General features: G+C 39.0%; 23 protein-coding genes. 19 read left to right on the top strand and 4 right to left on the bottom strand.

Translation table 11 applies throughout. The features are described from left to right. Positions 1 to 44 precede the first annotated feature (44 nt). From secY2 to AAFQ93_RS03060, 15 genes are all read left to right on the top strand, one after another. Positions 45 to 1,274: an accessory Sec system protein translocase subunit SecY2 gene (secY2, locus tag AAFQ93_RS02990; RefSeq protein ID WP_375555559.1), complete on the top strand. Its 1,230-nt coding sequence runs from the start codon at positions 45 to 47 to the stop codon at positions 1,272 to 1,274. 15 nt (positions 1,275 to 1,289) lie between these two features. Next, on the top strand, positions 1,290 to 2,861 hold the full coding sequence (asp1, locus tag AAFQ93_RS02995; RefSeq protein ID WP_375555561.1) for an accessory Sec system protein Asp1: 1,572 nt from the start codon (positions 1,290 to 1,292) through the stop codon (positions 2,859 to 2,861). Then, on the top strand, positions 2,854 to 4,386 hold the full coding sequence (gene asp2, locus AAFQ93_RS03000; RefSeq protein WP_045763917.1) for an accessory Sec system protein Asp2: 1,533 nt from the start codon (positions 2,854 to 2,856) through the stop codon (positions 4,384 to 4,386). Before asp1 ends, asp2 begins: the two co-directional genes overlap by 8 nt. Continuing rightward, entirely contained in the window at positions 4,386 to 4,865 is a 480-nt protein-coding gene (gene asp3 / locus AAFQ93_RS03005) for an accessory Sec system protein Asp3 (RefSeq protein ID WP_375555563.1), read from the top strand. The genes asp2 and asp3 overlap by 1 nt, the downstream gene beginning before the upstream one ends. Beyond that, the gene (secA2, locus tag AAFQ93_RS03010; RefSeq protein WP_301560169.1) at positions 4,855 to 7,236 is read left to right on the top strand and encodes an accessory Sec system translocase SecA2; all 2,382 of its coding nucleotides are present in this window, start codon (positions 4,855 to 4,857) and stop codon (positions 7,234 to 7,236) included. The genes asp3 and secA2 overlap by 11 nt, the downstream gene beginning before the upstream one ends. A gap of 12 nt (positions 7,237 to 7,248) precedes the next feature. Beyond that, the gene (gene gtfA, locus AAFQ93_RS03015) at positions 7,249 to 8,769 is read left to right on the top strand and encodes an accessory Sec system glycosyltransferase GtfA (RefSeq protein ID WP_223140483.1); all 1,521 of its coding nucleotides are present in this window, start codon (positions 7,249 to 7,251) and stop codon (positions 8,767 to 8,769) included. Continuing rightward, positions 8,753 to 10,099 carry an accessory Sec system glycosylation chaperone GtfB gene (gene gtfB, locus AAFQ93_RS03020; RefSeq protein WP_375555565.1) on the top strand — a complete coding sequence of 449 codons (1,347 nt, stop codon included), beginning with the start codon at positions 8,753 to 8,755 and terminating at the stop codon, positions 10,097 to 10,099. The genes gtfA and gtfB overlap by 17 nt, the downstream gene beginning before the upstream one ends. Continuing rightward, a complete protein-coding gene (asp4, locus tag AAFQ93_RS03025) occupies positions 10,092 to 10,271 on the top strand; it encodes an accessory secretory system protein Asp4 (RefSeq protein WP_045763912.1) in 180 nt (59 codons plus the stop codon). Before gtfB ends, asp4 begins: the two co-directional genes overlap by 8 nt. Positions 10,272 to 10,275: 4 nt before the next feature. Next, positions 10,276 to 10,500, top strand: coding sequence for an accessory secretory protein Asp5 (locus AAFQ93_RS03030; protein ID WP_375555566.1), 225 nt, complete (start codon positions 10,276 to 10,278; stop codon positions 10,498 to 10,500). A 348-nt stretch (positions 10,501 to 10,848) separates the two neighbouring features. Next, positions 10,849 to 11,571 (top strand): pseudouridine synthase, encoded by a 723-nt coding sequence (locus AAFQ93_RS03035; protein ID WP_301560172.1) that lies wholly within the window; start codon positions 10,849 to 10,851, stop codon positions 11,569 to 11,571. Between the two features lie 110 nt (positions 11,572 to 11,681). Next, positions 11,682 to 13,016, top strand: coding sequence for an aminopeptidase C (gene pepC, locus AAFQ93_RS03040; protein ID WP_375555567.1), 1,335 nt, complete (start codon positions 11,682 to 11,684; stop codon positions 13,014 to 13,016). A 138-nt stretch (positions 13,017 to 13,154) separates the two neighbouring features. Further along, entirely contained in the window at positions 13,155 to 14,471 is a 1,317-nt protein-coding gene (locus AAFQ93_RS03045; protein ID WP_001059646.1) for an ISL3 family transposase, read from the top strand. Between the two features lie 261 nt (positions 14,472 to 14,732). Further along, a complete protein-coding gene (locus AAFQ93_RS03050; RefSeq protein WP_000493216.1) occupies positions 14,733 to 15,311 on the top strand; it encodes a DUF4230 domain-containing protein in 579 nt (192 codons plus the stop codon). Between the two features lie 166 nt (positions 15,312 to 15,477). Then, positions 15,478 to 15,723 (top strand): hypothetical protein, encoded by a 246-nt coding sequence (locus AAFQ93_RS03055; RefSeq protein WP_004238875.1) that lies wholly within the window; start codon positions 15,478 to 15,480, stop codon positions 15,721 to 15,723. Positions 15,724 to 16,085: 362 nt separating this feature from the next. Beyond that, the gene (locus tag AAFQ93_RS03060; protein WP_075230488.1) at positions 16,086 to 16,481 is read left to right on the top strand and encodes a leucine-rich repeat domain-containing protein; all 396 of its coding nucleotides are present in this window, start codon (positions 16,086 to 16,088) and stop codon (positions 16,479 to 16,481) included. Positions 16,482 to 16,715: 234 nt separating this feature from the next. Here the strand turns inward: AAFQ93_RS03060 and AAFQ93_RS03065 are convergent, their stop codons facing one another. The 4 genes from AAFQ93_RS03065 to adhP all read right to left on the bottom strand — a co-directional run bounded on the left by AAFQ93_RS03065 (position 16,716) and on the right by adhP (position 20,844). Beyond that, positions 16,716 to 17,627, bottom strand: coding sequence for a PTS system mannose/fructose/sorbose family transporter subunit IID (locus AAFQ93_RS03065; protein WP_000818311.1), 912 nt, complete (start codon positions 17,625 to 17,627; stop codon positions 16,716 to 16,718). A 14-nt stretch (positions 17,628 to 17,641) separates the two neighbouring features. Further along, entirely contained in the window at positions 17,642 to 18,454 is an 813-nt protein-coding gene (locus tag AAFQ93_RS03070) for a PTS mannose/fructose/sorbose transporter subunit IIC (protein WP_001280303.1), read from the bottom strand. A 29-nt stretch (positions 18,455 to 18,483) separates the two neighbouring features. Next, positions 18,484 to 19,473, bottom strand: a complete 990-nt coding sequence (locus tag AAFQ93_RS03075) for a PTS sugar transporter subunit IIB (RefSeq protein ID WP_070458794.1) — start codon at positions 19,471 to 19,473, stop codon at positions 18,484 to 18,486. A 351-nt stretch (positions 19,474 to 19,824) separates the two neighbouring features. Further along, the gene (adhP, locus tag AAFQ93_RS03080; RefSeq protein ID WP_223140488.1) at positions 19,825 to 20,844 is read right to left on the bottom strand and encodes an alcohol dehydrogenase AdhP; all 1,020 of its coding nucleotides are present in this window, start codon (positions 20,842 to 20,844) and stop codon (positions 19,825 to 19,827) included. A 372-nt stretch (positions 20,845 to 21,216) separates the two neighbouring features. Here adhP and AAFQ93_RS03085 point away from each other — a divergent pair, with 372 nt between their 5' ends. From AAFQ93_RS03085 to AAFQ93_RS03100, 4 genes are all read left to right on the top strand, one after another. Then, on the top strand, positions 21,217 to 22,494 hold the full coding sequence (locus tag AAFQ93_RS03085; protein WP_045763032.1) for a glutamyl-tRNA synthetase: 1,278 nt from the start codon (positions 21,217 to 21,219) through the stop codon (positions 22,492 to 22,494). A 74-nt stretch (positions 22,495 to 22,568) separates the two neighbouring features. Beyond that, positions 22,569 to 24,053, top strand: a complete 1,485-nt coding sequence (thrC, locus tag AAFQ93_RS03090; protein WP_223140489.1) for a threonine synthase — start codon at positions 22,569 to 22,571, stop codon at positions 24,051 to 24,053. Between the two features lie 60 nt (positions 24,054 to 24,113). Continuing rightward, positions 24,114 to 25,394, top strand: coding sequence for an MATE family efflux transporter (locus AAFQ93_RS03095; RefSeq protein WP_375555568.1), 1,281 nt, complete (start codon positions 24,114 to 24,116; stop codon positions 25,392 to 25,394). Between the two features lie 3 nt (positions 25,395 to 25,397). Next, positions 25,398 to 26,012, top strand: a complete 615-nt coding sequence (locus AAFQ93_RS03100; protein WP_375555569.1) for an HAD-IA family hydrolase — start codon at positions 25,398 to 25,400, stop codon at positions 26,010 to 26,012. The last annotated feature ends 173 nt before the right edge of the window (positions 26,013 to 26,185 follow it).

Here is a 26,185-nt window from a genome sequence, read left to right on the forward strand (position 1 = left end):
TTTTATTAGAACATTTCATTGGTTAAATAAAGTAGGAGAAAAATTTGAAGAAAAAATTGACATCGGTCGTCGTTAAAAGAGTCATGTGGACGATTTCTTTCTTATTCATTTATGTTCTAGGAAGTAGATTGACTCTTCCCTTTGTAAACGTAAATGACACGAATTTTTTGGGTGGAACTACAGCTTTCTTAGCCTTTTCAACTGCTATAACAGGTGGCAATCTTCGGAGTCTTTCCCTATTTTCAGTTGGACTGTCTCCATGGATGTCGGCTATGATTTTGTGGCAAATGTTTAGCATGTCTAAAAAACTTGGATTGGGGAGTTTACCAATTGAAGTTCAAGATCGAAGAAAAATGATCTTAACTTTTGTAATAGCTTTGATCCAATCGTTAGCCATTACCCTAAATCTCCCAATTCAGTCAGGGGTGAATTATGGGTTAGTATTGATTTTGAACGTTTTACTCTTAATTTCAGGAACTTTTTTCTTAGTCTGGTTATCGGATCTGAATTCTTTGTTTGGTGTAGGGGGCTCTCTAGTTATCTTGATGTCTAGTATGGTAGCTAGTATGCCACAAAATATACTCAATAGCATTATAGAATTACAGGTTGGCCCTTTATTTGTTGGACTATTGCTTATACTTTCTCTTACTTTTTTATATATTTCTGTCATCATGCAAAGGGCACGCTACCGCATTTTAGTGAATAAGATTACGATTCACAATCGTTTTAAACGCTATTCTTATTTGGATATTCAGCTAAATCCTGCAGGGGGAATGCCTTTTATGTACGCCATGTCCTTGGTATCTATTCCGCAGTATTTTCTAATGTTACTCCAAGTTATTTTTCCAAATACTTCCTGGATACAGGATTGGATAGGCCAATTTGCAATTGGACGACCGGTCTGGCTGTATACATATATTGTGGTACTGTTTATATTGGGACTTGCTTTCTCTTTTATTAATATGAATGGAGAAGAAATTGCTGAGAAGATGAAAAAATCTGGGGAGTATATCTATAATATATATCCAGGAGAAGAAACAAGCCGTTATATCAATTGGTTGATCTTGCGTTTTGCAGTTATTGGCTCTACTTATACTGTTCTGATGGCAGGATTACCAATGTTGATTGTATTATATGATCCGCGCTATATGCAACTAACGATGCTTCCAGGATTATTCTTTATTTTTAATGGCATGGTGTTTAATATCAAGGAAGAAATTGATGCCTTGACATTAAATGAGAATTATAGACCACTCTTAGAAATTGATTCATAATTGTGAGGAGGATATATGTATTATTTCATCCCTTTTTTAGAAAATAACAATCAATCTTGGCAGGCAAGTATTGTACCTTGGTATAGGACTCCCTATCGCTTAGAATTTGATGATGTGTTGCACCAAATTCGAATTTTTAAACGCCAAGACCTAGAATCTAAGATACTATGGTTGACTTATCATCCTCATCTGCGTTATTTGCTACATAGACAAGATCTATTGGAGTCGGAAGTTTTTTCGGTTTTTGATGCTATCCAAAATATTGAAAACGAGGAGATGCATCCTTTACAATTAAAGGATTTAGCGTGGGATGAAGATTGTGACTTTATCTATACTCCCTTTGTAATTGCAGTTAAACAGCAAGGGGCACTTTATGCTGAAATTGAATATGGTTCAGAAGGATTTATCAGCTATATCACGTATTTTAAAGATAACCAAGTTGATTTTATTTGCTATTTTGATGACCGTGGTTTTTTGTCTAGTATTCTAGAGTATAGGGATCAAAGACCAGCTACTCGTTATTATTACAACGCCAAAGGTCAGTGGCAATTAAGGGAAAATTTGCAAGGAGAACAGCCGATTGTAAAGGTAAATCCAGCAGTAGGCTACCGTTTTGGGAAATTAACTTATGATAGTATAGATGAAGTTATCTGGGAATTCTTAACAAAATTTTTAAATCGAGATTATGAGGTTGGAGATTCATTTGTTTTGGCAGCTAACACCAAGTTTCAAAATCAATTGTTAGAAAGATTGCCAGAAGAGGCTCCTAAAATTATAAGTTTCTTTATTGAAAGAAATCAAGCAGATAATTTACAAGATCATCGTCAGGTAGTGGAGAAGTCCAGATTTTTGATTAGTGATCGAAAAGATTTTCTTGAGCGATTACAAGAGACTTATCCCCAATTTACTTCAAAAATGCATCATTTACCTTCTTTTGATACGCGTTTGAAATTAGGAGTTAGTCAACGATTAAAGGAATCAAAAATTTATGTCCAATTAGATGTACAGATGCAACAAGATCCAAAAGTTTTGTATGAAATCTTACATTTTGTCTCGAAAAATCCTTTGACGGAGGTTGTTTTTTCATTATTCAATGCAGAAGGTTATCAAATAGAAGCTCTGGAGAAGCAACTTGATTCGCTGATTATGGAACGTCTTAACCCAAGGGATCTATTAAAAGATTCTGTGCTATCTGATGCAGAAAATACACTAGAGGAAAATACTAGAGATGATTATCGCTTTAAGATTATCAATCTAAATGATGAGATGGGTTTGATTCGAGAGTTAGAGTACACTCGTTTAATTGTTGATTTAAATCCAGTCGCTAATATTTACACTCAGATTGCAGGGATTAGCGCAGGAATTCCTCAAATCAATTTTTCAGAGTCAGAATATGTTACCCATTTACAAAATGGTTATATCTTATCGGATTTATCAGAGTTTAGTAAAGCGGGACACTACTTTTTAGATACCTTGGAATATTGGAATCAAGCCTTAATTTATTCAATTGATAAGATTCGACAAAATACAGGTGATCAATTTATAGATAAGTGGGAAAAATGGTTAGAGGAGGCAAATAGTGAGTAATAAATTACAGATTTTGCAGATAGGAACTAAAAATTGGAGCCATGACTATGAACTTCCTGAGAATATGGACTGGCATTTCTTTTGGCCAGGATCAACGACTGCCATAAGGAAGGTCATGAAAATGGAAGGATTAAAGACTTTTTCAGCTGTTTTAGTTGAAAATCCTGAGCATCTATCTGATTTGCTTCCTTTGATGAGAATGGTGACTCCTTATACTATTTTCTATCCCGATACAGCTGAACCTCAATCAGAAGATGTTCAAGATTTTTTGAAAAAAACTTGTGCTCAAGCAACAGATTTTTCAAATCCAGCAGAACTTTTACGACTTTTATCTAAGGCCTTGTTTAGAGGTCAGTATGGGGATAAGTTAGTTGCGATTGATATGATTGTCAATCCTGCTTTTACGGGGCAGGTTCGTTATAATGGTTATGAAAATTTAGAACTATTAGGGAAGTACGGTGACGACTTCCGCCCCTTAATCAGCTGGAAGTATAATATCCGAGCTAGTGATTTCAATCCAGTTGAGCTCTGGCTAGAATATGAGAAGGATTTAACTTGTGACATTCGCCTCATTGTTAGAAATATTCAAGATGGATCTACTGCTAATTTTGTCAAAGAACGAGTTTTCACAGTTGAAGATATGAAGTCTGCCCTAGTACTGGATGATGATTTTTCTTCATTTATCAGCGTTTCTTTAGAAGCTAGAGGTGCAGGACGTCTGAAAATAGGAGCTCTTCACCAGCGTTTAACGCGCTACCAATTTGGTAAGTATGTTCTTGGTGGTGGCATTATTCATAATGACAAGCGTGAGGAAATCAATTACTTCTTCTATCCAGGAGACTTTAAGCCACCTTTGAATATCTACTTTTCTGGTTATCGACGAGCAGAAGGGTTTGAAGGTTTCGGTATTATGAAATATTTGGGAGCCCCTTTTATCTTATTTTCTGATCCTCGAATAGATGGTGGAGCCTTCTATTTAGGCGATGAATATCTTGAAAATGGGATTCGAAATGTTATTCAAGAGTATTTAGATTTGTTAGGATTTTCAAATAAGGAATTAATCCTTTCAGGGATGTCTATGGGGACCTATGGTTCTATGTATTATAGCTCTTTTTTTGAACCCCGAGCAGTTATAGTTGCTAAACCCTTAACCAATCTTGGCTTGATAGCTGAAAGAGGTAGACTCGAAGCACCTGGACTTTTCCCGACTGCTTTTGATATCTTACGTCATCATTCTAAGGGGGATGCTAGCATAGATGCCATGAGAGCACTGGATGACCGCTTTTGGACTGCCTTTAAAAAAGCAGATTTTAGCCAAACAATTTTTGGACTCTCATATATGAAAGAGGAAGATTATGATCCACGCGCTTTTGAGGGATTAGTAGAGGCCCTTTATCATTCGGGGGCTCACATCATGGTAAAAGGTACTTCGGGTCGCCATAACGATGATAGTGCTACAAGTACAACATGGTTTATGAATTTTTATAAGATAGTATTAGAGCAAAATTTTGGGAGAAAGTTTTAATGATTATCAAACGGAATAAAGAAATTTATTGGGGAGAATTTAGAGGGGCCAGCTTAGGAGTTTTAGCAGAGAATAGCTTTTTATATGGTTCAGTTGTTATCTACCATTCACGTGATCATGTTTATTTTGAAAATAGTATGGTGAATTCTGGTACTATGATTCATGAGTGGACATCAAGTTTTAACTTTCAAGGAAATCGCTTAACCCCAACATTACCTCTTTTAAAAAGGGGCTATCGTTACCGTTTGTCTAGTCAGATGACTGTTCAACCTCAAAATGGTTTATATTTTAGACTCATTTTTATGGATCGTTATGATAAGCAGGTCGATCAAGTGATTGAAAAAGATTTTGATTTCACCTTTACCTATCCAGAAGAGGCCTATCATTACAAAGTACAGCTGTTGAGCGCAGGTTTTCAATCAGTTGACTTTCATTCATTTTCAATAGAAGAGGATTATTCTAAACAAGATGTGGAATAACAATAGACAATTGAGCAAGGTGAAAAAAATCTTGCATCAAATCAATCTAAAAAAAGAAGAGATGGCCTCGCTAACAGATGATGAATTAGCAGGTAAAACACAAGAATTTAAAGAGAGATTAACTGCTGGAGAAAGCTTAGATGATATTCTAGTAGAGGCTTTTGCGGTTGTCAGAGAGGCTGATAAGCGAATCTTGGGGATGTTCCCCTATGATGTACAAGTCATGGGTGGGATTGTCATCCATCAAGGGAATGTAGCTGAAATGAATACAGGTGAGGGTAAAACTCTGACTGCTACGATGCCGGTTTACCTCAATGCTTTGTCAGGGCAAGGTGTCATGCTAGTGACTACTAACGACTATCTTGCTAAGCGTGATGCAGAAGAAATGGGACAAGTCTACGAATTCCTAGGATTGACGATTCGGATTCCTTTTCCTGAAGAAGATGATGATGAAGAGTTAACACCAGAGGATAAGCGGGAAGTTTATAGTGCAGATGTGGTTTATACTACCAACAGTGGTCTTGGTTTTGACTATTTGCTTGATAATCTAGCTTCTAGTGAGGATAAAAAATATATGCCCGAATTTAACTTTGTCATCATAGATGAAGTTGATGCAGTCTTGCTAGATAGCGCTCAAATACCACTTGTTATTTCAGGCTCACCTAGAGTACAGTCTAATTTCTATGAAATTATTGATACCTTGATGACAACTCTAGTTGAGGGCCAAGACTATATCTTTAAAGAAGAGAAAAAAGAAGTATGGCTCACTACTAAGGGCGCTAAAACTACGGAGAGCTTTTTAGGTATTGATAATCTCTATTCCGAAGAGCATAGCGTACTAGCAAGACACTTAATCTTTGCTCTACGAGCTCATACCTTATTTAAAAGGGATAAAGACTATATTATTCGTAAGGGCGAGAAAGACGAAGAACTTGTATTGCTAGATCAAGGTACGGGACGTTTATTAGAAATGACCAAATTACAGGGTGGGTTACACCAAGCCATTGAGGCAAAAGAGCATGTTTCTTTGTCTGAAGAAACTCGGGCAATGGCCTCAATTACCTATCAAAGCTTATTCAAGAAGTTTAAAAAAATTTCTGGGATGACTGGAACAGGAAAGGTTGCAGAGAAAGAGTTTTTAGAAACTTATGGGATGTCAGTCATTCGAATTCCTACAAATCGTCCGAATCAGAGAATTGATTATCCAGATAATCTCTATGTTACCCTACCTGAAAAAGTGTATGCCTCACTTGCTGAGATTAAATATTATCATGAAAAGGGTAATCCTTTATTGATTTTTGTTGGATCCGTAGAAATGTCTGAACTCTACTCCTCCCTATTGTTACGGGAAGGAATTGCTCATAACGTTTTAAATGCCCATAATGCGGCGCGTGAAGCTCAGATGATTGCAGAGTCTGGTCGCATGGGAGCGGTGACAGTTGCGACATCTATGGCTGGTCGTGGAACCGATATTAAGCTTGGTCCAGGAGTTGCTGAGCTTGGTGGATTAGTTGTCATTGGTACAGAACGGATGAATAGTAAACGTATTGACTTACAGATTAGAGGACGTTCTGGTCGGCAGGGAGATCCTGGTTTATCAAAATTTTTTGTCTCACTAGAAGACGATGTTATCAAGAAGTTTGGCCCTCCTTGGGTGCATAAGATGTATAAGGATTATACAGTAAACCAACAGATAAGTCCTGAACCCCTAGAAGGAAGACGCTATCGAAAATTAGTAGAAAAAGCGCAGAAAGCAAGCGATAGCGCTGCTAGATCATCAAGGAGTCAAACTTTAGAGTATGCTGAGAGCATGAATATCCAAAGAGAGATGGTCTATAGTCAAAGAAACCGCTTGATTGATGGAACTGAGGATCTAGATGGTTTTGTGGTAGATGTACTAGATGAGTTCGTAAGAAAAAGCTTGTCAGAAGAATCCTTTGAAAGTAGAGAAGAACTGTATCATTTTATCGTTAAAAATATCAGTTTTCTTTACCATGCAGTTCCGCGAGAGTTAGATATGACGGATAAGGATGCGATTAAGCTAGTTCTGGAGACAACAGTTCAAAAGAGTCTACAAGAGAAACGAACACTTCTAGAAACACTTGATCTCTTTTCTCATTTTCAGCGTTTAGCATTGCTAAAAGCAATAGATGATAACTGGGTAGAGCAGGTAGACTACCTGCAACAATTGAGTCTAGCGATTGGTGGTCAATCAGCTGCTCAAAAGAATCCTATCGTTGAGTATTATCAAGAAGCTTACAATGGCTTTGAAGAGATGAAAAAGCAGGTCAAGAAGGATATGGTTCGAAATCTTCTATTGAGTCGAGTAGACATTTCGCCTGATGGGGAAATTATGACTTATTTTCCATAAAAAGGGGACAATATGACAATTTACAATATAAATTTAGGAATTGGTTGGGCCAGCAGTGGTGTTGAATATGCCCAAGCTTATCGTGCGGGTATTTTTCGCAGCCTGAATCTGCCGTCGAAGTTTATCTTTACAGACATGATTTTGGGCGATAATATCCAGCATTTAACCGCAAATATCGGTTTTGATGATGATCAGATCATCTGGCTTTACACTCACTTCACAGACATCAAGATTGCACCGACCAGTGTGACTGTAGATGATGTTTTGGCTTATTTTGAAGGTGTAGAAAGCCGTCGTGAAAGAAACGGGAAAATTGAACGAATCTTCTTCTCAGATGAAGACAAGTTTATCACTTGTTATTTGGTAGATGAGGAAAAAGATTTTGTCCAACATGTGGAGTATGTGTATGCTGGCAAATTGATCCGCAAGGATTACTTCTCATATACACGCTACTGCACAGAGTATTTTGCTCCTAAAGACAATGCAGCGAATCTCTACCAAAGAACCTTCTACAATGAAGATGGGACTCCAGCTTATGAGATGTTCATGAATCAAGGGACTGAGGAAGTCTACCGTTTCAAGGATCGCATTTTATACGGGAAGCCTGCCTTGCTCCGTTACTTCATGCAGACACTTCAGTTAAGTAAATCAGATCTAGTGATTTTAGATCGTGAGACAGGTATTGGGCAGGTGGTCTTTGAGGAAGCGCAGGCGGCGCATCTAGCGGTAGTTGTTCATGCGGAGCATTACAGTGAAAATGCGACCAATGATGATTATATCCTTTGGAACAACTATTATGATTACCAGTTTACCAATGCAGATAAGGTCGATCTTTTTATCGTTTCAACGGATCGTCAAAAGGAAGTTTTAGAGCAACAGTTTGCTCACTATACCACACATGCTCCTAAGATTGTGACCATTCCAGTTGGAAGTGTTGACCAATTAATAAAACCACAAAAGAGTCGGAAACCATTTTCTCTCATTACAGCTTCGCGTCTAGCCAAGGAAAAGCATATTGACTGGCTTGTCAAGGCTGTGATTGAGGCTCATAAGGAATTGCCAGAATTAACCTTTGATATCTACGGTAGTGGTGGCGAAGAAGGACGTCTACATGAGATTATTGCTGCAGGTCAGGCAGAAGAGTATATTAAACTCAAGGGCCATGCAGAACTTTCTCAAATCTATTCACAGTATGAAGTTTATCTAACCGCTTCTACAAGTGAAGGATTTGGTTTGACACTCATGGAAGCAATTGGTTCTGGCTTGCCATTGATTGGTTTTGATGTTCCTTATGGAAATCAAACCTTCATCGAAGATGGCGAAAATGGTTACTTGATTCCAAGCTCATTTGACCATGTAGAAGATGAAATCAAGAAAGCTTATGCAGAAAAAATCTGCCAATTGTATTTGGAAAATCGTTTGGGAAGTATGAGAGAAAAATCCTACCAGATTGCTGAGAAATTCTTGACTCAAGAGATTTTGAACAAATGGGAAAATACAATCAAGGAGGTAGTGGATGATTCAGTTATTTGATGTATACAATCAAGAAAGCCAAGATTTGCACTATAGTCTGACTGAAGCAGGACTGTCTGATTTGGCTGTGGTTATTGAACCCGATGGATTTTTACCAGATGGAGTTGTCTCACCTTTCACCTATTATTTGGGGTATGACAGTGGTAAACCCTTGTACTTTAACCAAGTTCCCGTTCCAGATTTTTGGGAGATTGCAGGGAATAATCAATTTGGGACCATCAATGACCTCAATCAAGAACGAGCAGTGATTCATTTTGCAGATGGCTTACAGGCTCGTTTGGTGAAAAAAGTCGAATGGAAAACACCAGCAGGCCGAATCTTTCAAGTAGATCACTACAATCGTTTTGGAGTTTGCTTTGCTAAGACTACCTTTGATGGATCTGGTCAAGCTATTATGACTTCTTATCGGAACGTAGATCAAAAAGAAGTTATTTTGGAAAACCATGTCACAGGTGATATTCTTTTGACCTTGGAAGGTCAAGGATTGCGCCATTTTTCTGGTCGAGTGGCCTTTATCATAGACTTCTTGCAAGGTTTGAGGGTGAATCTTGACCATATTCTCTTTAATACCCTATCTACATCGTTTTTGACTTCCTTCCATTTTCCAGAAAAATCAGGTCAGGATATCCTGGTTTGGCAAGAACCATTGCATAATGATATACCAGGAAATATGCAACTGATCTTGGAGAATGATCAACTTCGAGCTAAGACCATTATCATTCCAGATTATGCGACTTATGAACGCGCTCTGCAATTGACGGATGAAAAATTCCATCATAAGTTTAGTCACTTGGGTTATCATTATCACTTTAAGCGCGATAATTTTGTTCGTCCTGATGCCTTGATAGTGACCAATTCGGATCAACTAGAGCAAGTCGAAAAGCTAGTGGAAAGTCTGCCAAAGGTTACTTTCCGAATCGCAGCAGTAACAGAAATGTCGACCAAGTTACTGGATATGATCCGCTACCCCAATGTCGTACTCTATCAAAATGCCAGTCCCCAAAAGATTCAGGAGCTTTATCAGTTATCAGATATCTATTTGGATATCAACTACGGTAATGAACTTCTCCAGGCTGTTCGCCAGGCCTTTGAGAACAACCAACTGATTCTAGCCTTTGAAGAAACAGCGCATAATCGTCGCTATATTGCCCCAAATCATATTTTCGCTAAGGAATCAGTTGATGACATGATTCAAACCATTGAGTTAGCTCTTTCTAACGTTACAGAGATGGGACAGGCGCTAGGTAAGCAAGGATATTATGCTAATTATGTAGATCCAATTACATACCAAGATAGGATGCAAACGATTTTAGGAGAAAGCCATGACTAAAAAAGATTTATTTTATGAGGATGTTGAAGGTCGTATGGAAGAGATGAAACAACAACCCATCAAAAAAGAAAAAGCTACACGTGGTGAAAAGATTAGTAAAACTTTCTCCTTCTTGTTGGGGTTAGTTATTTTGATAGGTTTATTATTTACCTTGATAGGACTTTTGAGGTAGTTAAATGACTGAATTATTGATAATTTTAACCATTATACTAGCTATTTTCTTAATTATTCTTGTAACCATTCAACCAAGGCAAACTCAAATCTTTTCTATGGATGCTACTAGTAATATCGGAAAGCCAAGCTATTGGCAAAGCAATACGCTTGTTAAAGTCTTAACCTTGCTTGTTAGCATATCACTATTTGTGTTGTTGCTCCTCTTTATGGTTTTAACTTTTAACTAATCGTTAACTGTATTGCTAGAACGTTTGATTTTAACAGTGAAGATTTAAAGAAATTTAAGTTTGAGGAGAAAATTTTAAGAAAACTTTTAGGAATCTAGTTTATACTATAAGCATAAGTTAAGGAGAACTTAACTTTAACTCCTAAAAATTTTTCATAATAATCTCCCTATAAAAAATCAAGTCGCCCAATCAGGCGGCTTATTTTTGTACTAATACTCAATGAAAATCAAAGAGCAAACTAGGAAGCTAGCCGCAGGCTGTACTTGAGTACGGCAAGGGGACGATGACGTGGTTTGAAGAGATTTTCGAAGAGTATAAGATTAAGATTTTTCATGGTATAATATCTTTATGAGATTAGATAAATATTTGGTTGCCTGCGCCGTAGGAAGTCGGACAGAGGTCAAAAACTTTCTAAAGGCTGGGCGCGTGACGGTCAATGGCAAAAAGGAAAAATCTGCCAAGCTGCAAGTCAATGAAGACACAGACGAGATTTGTTTTGATGGGCAAAAGTTAGACTACGAGGAGTTTGTTTACTATATGATGAACAAGCCCCAGGGTGTTATTTCAGCAACTGAAGATCCTAAACACAAGACTGTTTTGGATTTGTTGGATGATTTAGCTCGTTCAAAGGAAGTTTTCCCAGTGGGGCGTTTGGACATTGATACGCATGGACTCTTACTCTTGACCAATGATGGCAAGTTAGCTCATGCTCTTCTTTCTCCTAAACGTCATGTGGATAAGACTTATCTGGCACAGGTCAAGGGAATCATGACCCAAGAGGATGTAGAGAAATTTGCTCAGGGGATTCCGCTGAAAGACTTTACCTGCCAACCTGCTAGACTGGAGCTTGTAACCATAGATACAGAAAAGAATCAAAGCCAAATCCGTGTGACCATTGCAGAAGGGAAGTTTCATCAGGTCAAGCGTATGGTGGCATACTGCGGTAAGGAAGTCGTGGACTTGCAACGTCTGACCATGGGAACTTTGACCTTGGATGAAAATCTGAAGCGTGGGGAATGGCGTCGCTTGACCAAAGAGGAATTAGAAGGTTTGCTCGAAAGTGTTGGGTAAACTGTGTAATCTTTGAAAAAGGTGAGGAAAATATCCTTACCTTTTTCAGTTTTTGGTTGCTTCCTTTGTGAAAAGAGTTATAATAGACTGTAGAATAAAAGGAGGATTTTATGAACGCGATTCAAGAATCATTTACAGATAAATTATTTGCTAATTATGAAGCAAATGTCAAATACCAAGCTATCGAAAATGCTGCCAGCCACAATGGAATTTTTTCAGCCCTTGAGCGTCGTCAAAGCCATGTAGATAACACACCTGTTTTCTCACTTGATTTGACAAAGGACAAGGTCACTAACCAGAAGGCTTCTGGTCGTTGCTGGATGTTTGCGGCCCTCAACACTTTCCGTCACAAACTCATCTCTCAATACAAACTTGAAAACTTTGAATTGTCACAAGCCCACACCTTCTTCTGGGACAAGTATGAAAAATCAAACTGGTTCTTGGAGCAAGTCATTGCGACTGCAGACCAAGAATTGACAAGCCGCAAGGTTAGCTTCCTACTTCAAACCCCTCAACAAGACGGTGGACAGTGGGATATGGTGGTTGCCCTCTTTGAGAAATACGGTGTCGTTCCCAAGTCTGTTTATCCTGAGTCAGTTTCATCTAGCAACAGCCGTGAGCTCAATGCAATTCTTAACAAATTGCTTCGTCAAGATGCTCAAATCTTGCGTGACTTGCTCGCTTCTGGTGCAGACCAAGCGACTGTTCAAGCTAAGAAAGAAGACCTCTTGCAAGAAATCTTTAACTTCCTTGCTATGTCACTAGGTCTTCCACCACGTAAATTTGACTTTGCTTATCGTGATAAGGACAACAACTACCAAAGCGAAAAAGGCATCACTCCACAAGAATTTTACAAGAAATACGTTGACCTTCCACTAGAAGACTATGTTTCTGTGATCAATGCTCCAACTGCTGATAAACCTTACGGTAAATCTTATACAGTTGAGATGTTGGGAAATGTGGTTGGTAGCCTTGCAGTTCGTTACATTAACGTACCGATGGAACGCTTGAAAGAATTGGCGATTGCCCAAATGCAGACAGGAGAAACTGTTTGGTTTGGTTCAGATGTTGGCCAGCTCAGCAACCGTAAAGCCGGAATCCTTGCGACAGATGTCTATGACTTTGAATCAAGCATGGACATTCAACTCACTCAAGACAAGGCAGGACGTTTGGACTACAGCGAGAGCTTGATGACTCACGCCATGGTCTTGACAGGTGTTGATTTGGATGAAAATGGTAAATCAATCAAGTGGAAAGTTGAAAACTCTTGGGGAGACAAGGTTGGGACAGATGGTTACTTTGTTGCCTCAGATGCCTGGATGGACGAATACACTTACCAAATCGTTGTTCGTAAAGAATTACTAACAGCAGAAGAACAAGCTGCCTATGAAGCAGAACCAATCGTCCTTGCACCATGGGATCCAATGGGTGCCTTGGCTGAATAAATGAGATATAAAAAGAACGGTTCTATAATTTTTAGGGTTGATGGAAATTTTCCACCAACCCTATTTTAGTGTATACAAAAAGGCCAACATCCATTATATTAAAAGCGCTGAAACCTAAAACAAAAGGATGATGACCATATGAACAATATACTAGAAGCTACACTACAAATCAAAGATAAAAACATTATTTGGGATAATAAAGTTCAAGAGAAGATATTTAAAAAGAGAAAATCTTTATTTTATGCAGCTACTTATACGCATAAACCAGAATTTTGTACCGTTTGTGGGTGTGTTAGCCGAAATAATAATATCGTTAAAAACGGCACGAAAACATCTCGTATCACTCTCTGTTCTGTTTCAGGCCTAGCGGCCTACTTAAATCTACGCAAGCAGAGATTTCTCTGTAGAGAATGCGGCTCTTCATTTACCGCAGACACTAGTCGAATCGTAGAAAAACACTGTCATATCTCTAAACGCTTAAAAAACGAAATTAAATCAAAAATAAGTGAAACAGTATCTGAAACCTATATCGCAAAAGAAACAAATGTTTCAGTTCATACGGTAAGACGTATCATAGATGATACAACACGTTTACTAAAGATTAAACCATTACACGATTTACCTGAGCATTTGTGTTTTGATGAATTTAAATCCGTCAAATCTTCCGATAGTAATATGAGCTTCATTATTTGTGATAGCACTACACACAAGCTGGTCGATGTTGTACGAGATAGAAAATCTTACAGCTTGAAAAAGTATTTTCATCGTTTTGAGCCTAAGACTAGATTAAAGGTAAAAACTATCTCCATCGACATGTACTTACCGTACATTCAATTAATAAAAGAAATGTTTCCTAACGCTAAAATTATCATTGATCCTTTTCATATCGTACAAGCCTTAAATAGAGAATTAAATCGAACTCGGGTACGTGTCATGAATAAGCATCGCTATAAAGACTCTAAATTATATCGAAAGTTAAAACATTATTGGAAGTTAATTTTAAAGAACTCTAATGAACTTCAGAACTATAAATATAATCGTTATAAGCTTTTTGAAAGCTTCATAACAAGTAAAGGAATCGTAGATTATATCTTAGAAAAAAATCCATCTCTTAAAAATGATTATGAGGTTGTACATTCACTTCGTGAATGTATACAGGATAGAGATTATATAGAATTCAAGGAAACGATTGAAGCAGCTACGCAATTAGACCTATCTCCTGGTTTAAAAAGAGTATTAAAGACTCTTATGACTTACTTGCCATATATTCAAAATACTTGTGAGTATCCAACTAGAACAAATGGCCCTATTGAAGGAATAAACAATAAAATAAAAGTGCTTAAAAGAAATGCCTACGGCTTTAGAAACTATTACCATTTTAGAAATAGGATTATTTTAATAACAAAAATGTTTGGCCCAAAACAAAAAGGAATTAAGCAACAATTAGTTGCTTAATCCCTTCCTAAATTTCTTCATCAACACTATTTGACAAAGAGCCCTTTTTTAGTGCTCAAAATAGCACTCAATTTTAAATGGATTTGGTGTTCAAAAAATATAATCAAATGCAACAAACTAATTTCATTTTTAATAGGCACAATTAATTTTAGAAGATAGTACGAAAAAATATTGACTATTTTCTTTAGAATGTGTAAAATTTAGATAGATTATTTAAAGTGAGGTTTTTTTATCTTGTCTATATTAAAGAAGAAAGTTAATATGTTTAGTGTACTATTGAATGTGGTATTAATAGCTATTATAGCTATTGGAGTGCTATTTTTCTTACCTAAGGAACATAAATCAGAAGTCAAATCGTCAATTAATATCGAAAGTATTGAAAAAGTGAATGAAGTTGTATTTTTGAATGCGGGAATTAATGAAATTATTTCTGAAACAAAAACAACTCAAGTTTTTGGGTTTGATGTGCCGTTCTCTAAAAAAGCAGCATTAGTAATTTTAAATTATAAAGCTAAATTTGGAATTAAAAGTAGTGTAAAGGTTGAACAAATAAGCGAAAAAGAATATAAGGTTATTGTTCCAAAATTGGAAGTAATTGGTGTTGAACTTTCAAAAGATAATCCTTATGATTTATATGATAGTCATGGAGAGTTATTAAGTGGAACTACAGAAGATATTGATACTGGGAAATTGGTCGCTAACCAACTTTCTAGTGATAAACAAGCAGAGTATTTAGATAAATTTAAGAGTGAAATTAAAGAATCTGCAATCAATTATTATAAAACAATATTTTCTTCAATGGATTCTGAAGTAAAAGTAACTATAGAATTTACAGAATAATTTTTGAAATACAAAACCCTGGCCATCTCTGGTCAGGGTTTTGTGTGGTTCTATAATTTTTAGGGTTGATGGAAATTTTCCACCAACCCTATTTTAGTGTATACAAAAAGGCCAACATCCATTATATTAAAAGCGCTGAAACCTAAAACAAAAGAATGATGACCATATGAACAATATACTAGAAGCTACACTACAAATCAAAGATGCACACAATGAAGGTGTTACATTCCATTTCTTAGAGAATATTAAAGAAGTATTGCGTGATGAGAGTGGGAAAGTAACTGGTGTAAAGGTTATTACAATGGAACTTGGTGAATCAGATGAAAGTGGAAGAAGATCAACGCATGAAGTGGCAGGTAGTGAACATATTATTCCATGTGACCTTGTCGTTGCAGCAATTGAACAAAAGTAGACTTTAGTGTTCTAGATGAAAGGTAAAAATTTGACTTTCGGTCAACATCAGAATACAATAGAAATGAACTAATAACAGGGGATGCATATTTAGGTCCTCAATCTATCGCAACCGCAATTAAAGGCGGGTGAGAAGTTGCGACAGAAGTACATGAATCGTTTAAAGAAAACACATAAATAACTTGTGGTGCCTTTCGTTTTTTTACTGGGAAAATTAAGGAACTATAGTTATAAATCCTTAAAGATATTAATATATTAACATGCGTATATTTATGGGAAGAAGGTTATGTCATCTATAGTTGTACTTCTGACGATAAGGTTGTTCGTGTACCAAAGGAAATTAAAGGTAAACCTGTTATCGCAATTGGAGAACGTGGTCTTGCGAACTTGAAACATTGTGAGGCAATCGTTTTACCAGATACAGTACGATATATTGGAAAAGGTGCGTTTACGATTGACAATAAGTTAAAGTATGTCCACTTTGGTAAGTCAATAGAAACAGTAGAAGATGATGTTTTCAACTCTGACAGTTCATTAGAATCAGTTGTATTCCCAGAAGGAACAAAGAGTATTGGAACATTAGTATTCTGGGGGACATCATCAATTAAATCTATTACAATTCCAGCAAGTGTAACAGAAATTACAGAATACTTCTATTTTGTGGATAACTGTAACCCAGATGTAGAAATCCATACACCTAAGGGATCAAAGGCAGAAGAAGTAGCTAAAGCAATGCAACTTAAAGTAGTAAATGACTAAAGGGGAATAGTATGAACAAAAAATTACTATCAGGCTTAGGGACTGACCCCAAAAAGTGAGAATTTAATAAAAACACCCTAGGGCTACCGTCTTCGGTATCCAACCGGAGACAGGTAGTCCAATTTTTGTTGGATTCTTTTTTCATTAGGTTCTTCATCAACACTATTTGACAAAGAGCCAAAAGAATCAGGTGATAAACCTGATTCTTTTTTTGTTTGTAAATTCTCACCGAGATTACATGATACCGAAGAAACGAGCTGCGATACCAACTACAAAGAGGGCAAGAATGATTGTGATTGGAGATACTTTTTTCTTAAGCAACCACATGCAAAGGAAAGTAAGGAGAAGTCCCATCAATCCTGGGATCAATGAGTTCAACTGTCCTTGAAGGGTTTGTGGTTGAACGCTATCCAAGCTCAATCCGCTAAGTGCTTGGCCGAGGATTCCCTTCAATTCTCCACCTGTAACAGGACCTTCTGGGAAGACGATGTAGGCACCTTCTGACAATTGTTTACCCGGAAGGTTGATAGTGAAGTTGATTGACACCCAACGTTGTACAAGAACGGCAAGGATGAACATACCAAGGATAGAAGCTCCTTTAGTGATGTCTTTCAAGATACCACCTGACATGTCTTTAGTGATTTCAGATCCAGCCTTGTAACCAAACTCTTGTGTATACCAAAGGAAAGACATACGGATTGCATTCCATCCAAAGAAGAAGAGAAGTGGTCCGACGATATTACCAGTCGCAGCAAGTGATGCACCAAGGGCACCGAGGATAGGACGTACTGTAAACCAGAAGACTGGGTCACCGATACCAGCAAGAGGTCCCATCATACCAATCTTAACACCTTGGATAGCAGCGTCATCGATATCAGTACCGTTTGCGCGTTCTTCTTCAAGTGCAAGAGTAACCCCCATGATTGGAGCAGCTACGTATGGGTGAGTGTTGAAGAACTCAAGGTGACGTTCAAGAGCAGCAGCTTGGTCTTCTTTTTTAGTGTAAAGTTTCTTGATAGCTGGGATCAAAGAGTAAGCCCAACCCAAGTTTTGCATACGTTCGTAGTTCCAAGAACCTTGAAGGAATTGTGAACGCCACCAAACTTTTTGGCGATCTGATTTTGATAATTGAATTTTTTCAGCCATGATTGTTCCCCTTTCTAGTAGTCTTCTAGGATATCACCGATTGGATCGTTAGAAGTTGCAGCTCCTCCTCCTCCGTTTCCACCTTGTTTAGAAAGGTTGAGGTAGATGAAGGCAAGGGCAACACCGATGACACCAAGGGCAATCAAAGTCAATTGAGAGATTGCTGCAAGAGCAAAACCGATAGCGAAGAATGGCCATACTTCACGAGTAGCCATCATGTTGATAACCAAAGCGTAACCAACGGCAACGACCATAGCACCACCGACAGCCATACCACCTTTAAGCCATTCTGGCATAAGTTCCAATACGCCTTGAACGGCTTCAGTTGGCATTGCAAGCAAGAGTGCAGCTGGGATAGCAATACGTAGACCTTGAAGAGCAAGGGCAAAGTAGTGAGCGCGTTCAACAGCAGCAATGTTTCCTTCTTTAGCAGCAGCGTCAGCAGTGTGAACCAAACCAACTGAGATTGTACGAACGATCATAGTCAAGAAAAGTCCAGCTACGGCAAGAGGGATTGCAGTTGCAGTTGCGACTGCGATACCTTCAGTAGTAAAGTTACCACCTTTGATCATGATGATTGCAGCAGCAACAGAGGCAAGGGCAGCGTCAGGAGCTACGGCAGCTCCGATGTTAGCCCAACCAAGGGCGATCATTTGAAGTGATCCACCAAGCATAACCCCTGCTTCGAGGTTACCAGTTACAAGACCGATAAGGGTACATGCTACGATTGGTTGATGGAATTGGAATTGGTCGAGGATACCTTCAAGACCTGCGAAGAAGGCAACAACTACAACCAAGATAGCAGAAATGAATGAAATATCTGACATGGTTTTATTCCTTTTCTATTTAGTTTTAATTATTGAACGTTAGCTTTGCTAATCAAGTCAAACAAATCTTTTTTAGTGTCGTTTGGTACTTTACGTACATCAAATTCAACGCCAAGGTCGCGCATTTTTTCAAATGTAGCAACGTCGTCTTTGTCCATTGACAATACGTTATTGACCATTGTTTTACCAGTTGAGTGAGCCATTGAACCAACGTTAAGAGTCTTGATTGGCACACCGCCTTCGATAGCACGAAGGGCATCTTGAGGTGTTTCAAACAAGATAAGGGCGTGTGTTTCACCAAAACGAGGATCTTTTGCAACCTCAATCAATTTTTTGATTGGTACAACGTTAGCTTTTACTCCGTTAGGAGCAGCTTGTTTGATCAACTCTTTACGAAGATCGTCGTTTGCAACGTTATCTGAAGCAACGATGATACGGTTAGCTTTTGAATCTGGTGTCCAAGCAGTTGCGACTTGTCCATGAAGAAGACGTGTGTCAAGACGAGCAAGATTGATTTTCAATTTACCGTCTCCGATAACTGTTCCTTCTGGAATAGCAGCTTGGGCTACAGGAGCAGCTGCAGCAGTTGTAACTTCCTCAGCTGGGTTTAGCTCTTCTGGAAGAGCCTTGATGCCATCTTTGGCTTCTTTAATGATGTTCGCAGCGACTTTATCCACTCCAGCATTAGCATCCATAAGGCGCTCTGTGTAGGCTTGAATCAACATCGGCAAGTTAAGTCCTGTGATGATGGCAAATTTACGCTCAGGGTTTTCTCCCATTACGCGGCTAGCTTGGTTAAATGGAGAACCACTCCAAAGGTCAGCCAAGACTAGAACCTCATCTTCTGCGTCAAATGCAGCCACAGCATTGTTGAACTTGGCGTATAAATCATCTGGACCTTCGTTTGGCATAAAGGTTACAACTTGAACCTTTTCTTGTTCACCAAAGATCATAGATCCTGACTGATGAATACCCGCAGCAAATTCACCGTGGCTCGCAATAATGATTCCGATACTCATTATTGTCATTCCTCCTTATAAAATGTTTGACTTGTAGTTTAAGAAAACTTTAAGACTCCTTAAGTATAAATCGATTTCAGAAAAAAAGCAACTAATTATAATAAAGAGTGAAAAAAATCTCAAATTTTCATTTTTACAAATATTGATATATCAATTTTTTATAAAATCATCTATAAAATGGTAAAAAAATTTAATATAAAAAAGCAGAGGGACTAGGAAGTTTACGTCAGTAGTGCTCTTGGGCGTCTAAAAAATGCCCCAAGTCCAATTAGTTGTCGTGTCAAAATTTTATTACAAAAAAACGAGGTGGGATTTTCTGTCCCGACCTCGATTCTTTGCTTAATTTCTATCTTAGTGAGTAAAGTCTAGAACCATACGACCTTGGATGGTTCCAGCAGCCATTTCATCAAAGACAGCAATGGCATCTTCCACAGGGCGTTTTTGAACGACTGGAACAACAAGACCTTCAGCACCAAATTGGAAGGCTTCTTCCAAGTCTTTACGTGTTCCAACAAGGGATCCGATGACTTGAATACCGTCAAGAACTGTTTTGACGATGCTTAGATCCATCATTTCAGATGGGAGTCCAACAGCTACTACACGACCACCTGCACGAACAGAGTCAACTGCTTGGTTGAAGGCAACTTTTGATACAGCTGTTACGACAGCTGAGTGAGCACCACCGTTTGTTTTTTCTTTGATAAGACCTGGAACGTCTTCGACTTCAAGACCGTTAATCACGATATCTGCACCAACTTCTTTAGCTAGGGCAAGTTTATCATTGTTAATATCAACTGCGATAACGTGAGCGTTGAATACTTTTTTAGCGTATTGGACAGCCAAGTTACCAAGGCCTCCAGCACCATAGAGGACAACCCATTGGCCTGGTTCAACTTTTGCTTCTTTGATAGCCTTGTATGTAGTAACACCGGCACAAGTGATAGAAGAAGCTTGGGCTGGATCGAGACCATCTGGAACCTTAACAGCATAATCTGCAGTTACGATACATTGTTCAGCCATACCGCCGTCAACTGAGTAGCCTGCATTTTTTACGGAACGGCAAAGAGTTTCTCGTCCGGTTGTACAGTATTCACACATACCACAGCCTTCAAAGAACCAAGCTACGCTGACACGGTCGCCAACTTTGAGGCTTTTTACATCAGGAGCAACTTCTTTGACGATACCGATACCTTCGTGACCGAGAACGCGTCCTGGAACTTTACCAAAGTCACCATGGGCAACGTGGAGGTCAGTGTGGCAGACACCACAGTACTCAACTTCTACAAGAGCTTCCCCATTTTCGAGTGGACGGAGAACTTTTTCTTCAATAGCAACACCAGTGCCTTCTGGATTTACAACAACAGCTTTCATAGCTATCCTCCTTGATTAGTCGTTAAGGTGCAGTGGAAAAGGGGCTTGGCTTGAGAGGTTTTCAAGTGAAGTCGAATTTGAACTGCCCTCTTATTTACTTATATGTGAAGTATATCACTATATTTACTATAGTACAATGGTTTTGAGGTAAAAAACCATGTAATCGCTTAACCGGTTGATAAGACTGTGAAAATTGAACAAGTAAGATTGATGCATTGACGAGTAAATACCTATAAATACTAGAAAAGTTGACTTTAGATCGCCTCTTTAAGGTTTTCAGCAAATTTTCTGAGTTTCTTCTCGAGGGGATTTTGGTATAATATAGAAAGCAATTGATCTTTCTAGTAAGAGAATTTAGAGTGAGAGGTATCTATGTCCCCTTCTGTTCAGTTATTGAAAAACCGTTATTTAAAAAATATAAAAGAAAATCCAGATCTCTATATTGGGATTGAGTTGGAGTTTCCTATCGTTCATGTAAATGGGCAAGCGACAGACATTGAAGTCAGTAAGGACTTGATGCGCTTTCTGGTGGATGCTCTCAGCTTGGAAGTTGAAAAGGAGGACCAGGACGGAAATCCGATTCAACTTGTAGAACCAAAAAGTCAGGATCGGATTCTGTTTGAGGTTTCCTACACGACCTTGGAGTTTGCCTTTGGTAGAGCCCAGAAAATCCAAGAGGTCGAAGGACGATTTCAAGCTTATATGAAGGTCATTCAGGAAAAACTAGGCCAAAAGGATCATGCTATCCAGGGGTGGGGAATTCATCCAAACTGGGATATCAATGACAATCGACCGGTGGCTTATCCACGCTACCAGATGCTGATGGATTACCTACAGATGGGAAGTCGCCAAGATAGAGCTGATTTGCATGACTTTCCACAATACGGTGCTTTTATCTGTGGGAGTCAAGTTCAGTTGGATGTATCGACTGTTAACTACCTACGAGTTATCAATGCTTTCACTCAGATTGAAGCAGCAAAAGCTTACTTATTTGCCAATTCTGAGTTTTCGGGAGCAGAATGGGATACTAAGATTTCACGGGATATTTTTTGGGAAGCTTCCATGCATGGGATTTATCCAGAGAATGTTGGTGTCAATGCAAAACTCTTCAAAGATGAGGATGATTTCTTTGATTATCTAGACCGCTCTGCGATTTTTACAGCAGAACGAGATGGGGAAACCTACTATTTTTCTCCGATTCGGGCTAGAGATTACCTAGCTACTGAGGAAGTTTCGGCCTATACTCTAAATGGAAAAGAAACTCTGCTTGTTCCTCAAGAGAAGGATTTTCAAACGCACCGTAGTTACCAATATCAAGACCTAACAACTCGAGGGACGGTTGAATTCCGTAGTGTTTGTACGCAACCCCTAGACCGAACCTTTGCTTCAGCAGCCTTTCATCTAGGTTTGTTGGTAAATCTAGACAAGCTTGAAGCTTACCTAGAGACAGCTCCTTTCTTTGAACACTTTGGTCGTGACTACAAGTCATTGAGACGCCAGTTTTCTCAGAAACAGCTTTCAGATGAGGAGACAGCTGGAATTGTTCAATTCTCAAAAGATTTGCTAGCTATAGCAGAGCAAGGTCTTGAAATGAGAGGTCAGCAAGAAACAACCTATTTAGAGCCTTTGAAAGAAAAATTGACTCTATAATTTTCTTATAAAGGAAGAATTTTCTGAAAAATCATGTTATAATGGATGAGACTATAGATAAAGGATAGAGATTTATGACATTAGTTTATCAATCAACGCGAGACGCAAAAAATACCGTAACAGCCAGCCAGGCGATTTTGCAAGGTTTGGCAACAGATGGAGGCTTATTTACTCCGGTTAGTTATCCAAAGGTAGATTTGGATTTTGACACATTAAAAGATGCTTCTTACCAAGAAGTGGCTAAGCTGGTCTTGTCAGCTTTCTTGGATGACTTTACAGCAGAGGAGTTGGACTACTGTATTACCAACGCCTATGACAGCAAGTTTGATACACCAGCTATTGCTCCTCTTGTCAAACTTGATGGCCAATACAACTTGGAACTTTTCCACGGTTCAACCATTGCCTTTAAGGATATGGCCTTGTCTATCTTGCCATACTTTATGACAACGGCAGCTAAGAAACATGGCTTGGAAAACAAGATTGTCATTTTGACAGCGACATCTGGGGACACTGGGAAAGCTGCTATGGCAGGATTTGCGGATGTTCCTGGAACTGAAATTATCGTCTTTTATCCAAAAGATGGTGTCAGCAAGGTACAAGAGTTGCAAATGACCACTCAAACTGGGGACAACACTCATGTTATCGCTATCGATGGAAACTTTGACGATGCTCAAACCAACGTCAAGCATATGTTCAACGATGTGGCCCTTCGTGAAAAATTAGCAGCTAACAAGCTCCAGTTCTCATCAGCCAACTCTATGAATATTGGCCGTTTGGTACCACAGATTGTCTATTATGTGTATGCTTACGCTCAGCTTGTTAAAACTGGTGAGATTAAGGCTGGTGACAAGGTCAACTTCACCGTTCCGACAGGAAACTTTGGAAATATCTTGGCTGCCTTTTACGCTAAGCAAATCGGTCTACCAGTTGGGAAACTGATCTGTGCTTCAAATGACAACAATGTTTTGACAGACTTCTTTAAAACTCGTGTCTATGACAAGAAGCGTGAGTTTAAGGTTACCACTAGTCCGTCTATGGATATCTTGGTATCTTCAAACTTGGAGCGCTTGATTTTCCACCTTTTGGGTAATGATGCGGTTAAGACAGCTGAACTCATGGATGCTTTGAACACTCAAGGTCAGTATGAATTGACAGATTTTGATACAGAGATCTTGGACCTCTTTGCAGCAGAGTATGCGACTGAAGCAGAAACAGCAGCAGAAATCAAGCGTGTCTACGAGTCAGATTCTTATATCGAGGACCCTCATACAGCAGTTGCTTCAGCAGTTTATAAAAAATACCAAGCAGCAACAGGCGATGTGACTAAGACGGTGATTGCTTCAACAGCTAGTCCTTACAAATTCCCAGTCGTTGCAGTAGAAGCTGTGACAGGAAAATCAGGCCTTAGCGACTTTGAAGCCTTGGCTCAATTACACGAAATTTCAGGAGTAGCAGTGCCACCAGCAGTGGATGGCCTTGAAACAGCTCCAGTTCGTCACAAGACAACTGTTGCAGCAGCAGAGATGCAGACTGCAGTAGAATCTTATCTAGGACTTTAAAAGAGAGGAAGTAAACTCGGTTGGGAAACTAACTGAGTTTCTTTTCATCAGGAGGAAGGATTGTTTAAGAAATATAAAGACATTCTCGACATAGCTCTGCCAGCCATGGGTGAAAATTTCTTGCAGATGCTCATGGGAATGGTGGACAGCTATCTGGTAGCCCATCTAGGTTTGATAGCCATTTCGGGTGTATCTGTAGCGGGCAATATTATCACCATTTACCAAGCGATTTTTATTGCTTTGGGAGCGGCTATTTCCAGTGTCATTTCAAAAAGTGTGGGACAGAAAGATCAATCTAGACTAGCCTATCATGTGACAGAAGCACTTAAGATTACCCTACTACTGAGTTTAGTTTTAGGGGGCTTGTCCATCTTTGTAGGACAAGAGATGATAGGTCTTTTGGGGACAGAAGCGTCTGTAGCTGAGAGTGGTGGACTATACCTAGCTTTGGTCGGTGGGACAATCGTCCTCTTGGGCTTGATGACTAGTTTGGGTGCCTTGATTCGCGCCACTCATAATCCTCGGCTTCCTCTCTATGTAAGTCTTTTATCCAATGCCTTAAATATTGTCTTTTCAAGTATCGCTATTTTTGTTCTTGATATGGGCATAGCTGGTGTTGCTTGGGGGACCATCCTATCTCGTTTGATCGGGGTTGTGATTTTGTGGTCACAATTAAAACTTCCATATACGAGACCAAGGTTTGGACTGGATAAAGACTTGCTGACTTTGGCTTTACCTGCAGCGGGAGAACGTCTCATGATGAGGGCTGGTGATGTAGTCATTATTGCCTTGGTGGTTTCTTTCGGAACTGAGGCAGTCGCAGGAAATGCTATCGGTGAAGTCTTGACTCAGTTTAACTATATGCCAGCCTTTGGTGTCGCTACAGCAACTGTCATGCAGGTGGCTCGAGCAGTTGGAGAAGATGATTGGGCAAGGGTAGACAACTTAAGTAAGCAAACTTTTTGGCTTTCCCTCTTTCTTATGTTGCCCTTAACACTTAGTATCTATGCTCTCGGAACGCCCCTAAGCCACCTCTACACTAGTGATCCTGTGGCTATTGAAGCCAGTGTTATGGTGACGCTGTTCTCTCTACTAGGAACCCCTATGACGACGGGAACAGTCATTTATACAGCTGTCTGGCAGGGTTTGGGAAATGCACGCCTCCCCTTTTATGCTACAAGTATCGGAATGTGGTGTATCCGTATCGGAACAGGGTATCTGATGGGAATTGTTCTTGGTTGGGGCTTGCCTGGTATTTGGGCAGGAACGCTTTTGGATAATGGTTTTCGATGGTTCTTCCTGCACTATCGTTATAAGCAATATATCTCTTTGAAAGGATGACATATGAAAAAAATTGGATTTATCTGGGATTTAGATGGAACTTTATTGGACTCTTATGAGGCTATTTTAGCAGGAATCGAAGAGACTTTTGCCCAGTTTGACATTCCTTATGATAAGGCTGAGGTTCGTGCCTTTATTCTACAAACTTCCGTTCAAGATCTGTTGGAAAAGGTGGGAGAAGAAAGAGGCTTGGATGCAGACATGCTCAATCAGGTTCGTGCTCAGAGCTTGGCTGAGAAGAATGCTCAAGTGGTTCTGATGCCAGGGGCGCGTGAAATCTTAGCTTGGGCAGACCAGCAAGGAATTGAGCAGTTTGTTTATACCCATAAAGGGGACAATGCTTTTACAATTTTGGAGAATTTGGGTTTGGCCCACTATTTCACAGAAATTTTAACCAATCAAAGTGGCTTTGCTCGGAAGCCTAGTCCAGAAGCTGCGATTTATCTTTTAGATAAGTATGGATTAAATCCTCAGCAGACTTATTATATCGGCGATCGGACTTTGGATATAGAATTTGCTCAAAACAGTGGAATTCAGAGTATCAATTTCCTTGCCTCATCTGCAGCTTGTAATCAACAGATAGAGCATTTAGAAGACATTAGCTCGCTTTCTTTCTAGAACTTTCTTTAAGAAGAATGTGTCAGCCTGATGACAAGAAACTAACAAACTATTTCAAGTAATGTGATTTGTTACAACGAATGTACAGTTCTGTTAAATAGCCCCAAAAGGGCTTTTTTTCTATTTTCTTTGTGTTATGATAGACAGGTACTACATTTGAAAAGGAGTTTGAT

The sequence above is a fragment of the Streptococcus nidrosiense genome, assembly GCF_042140045.1.
Lineage (GTDB): Bacteria > Bacillota > Bacilli > Lactobacillales > Streptococcaceae > Streptococcus > Streptococcus nidrosiense.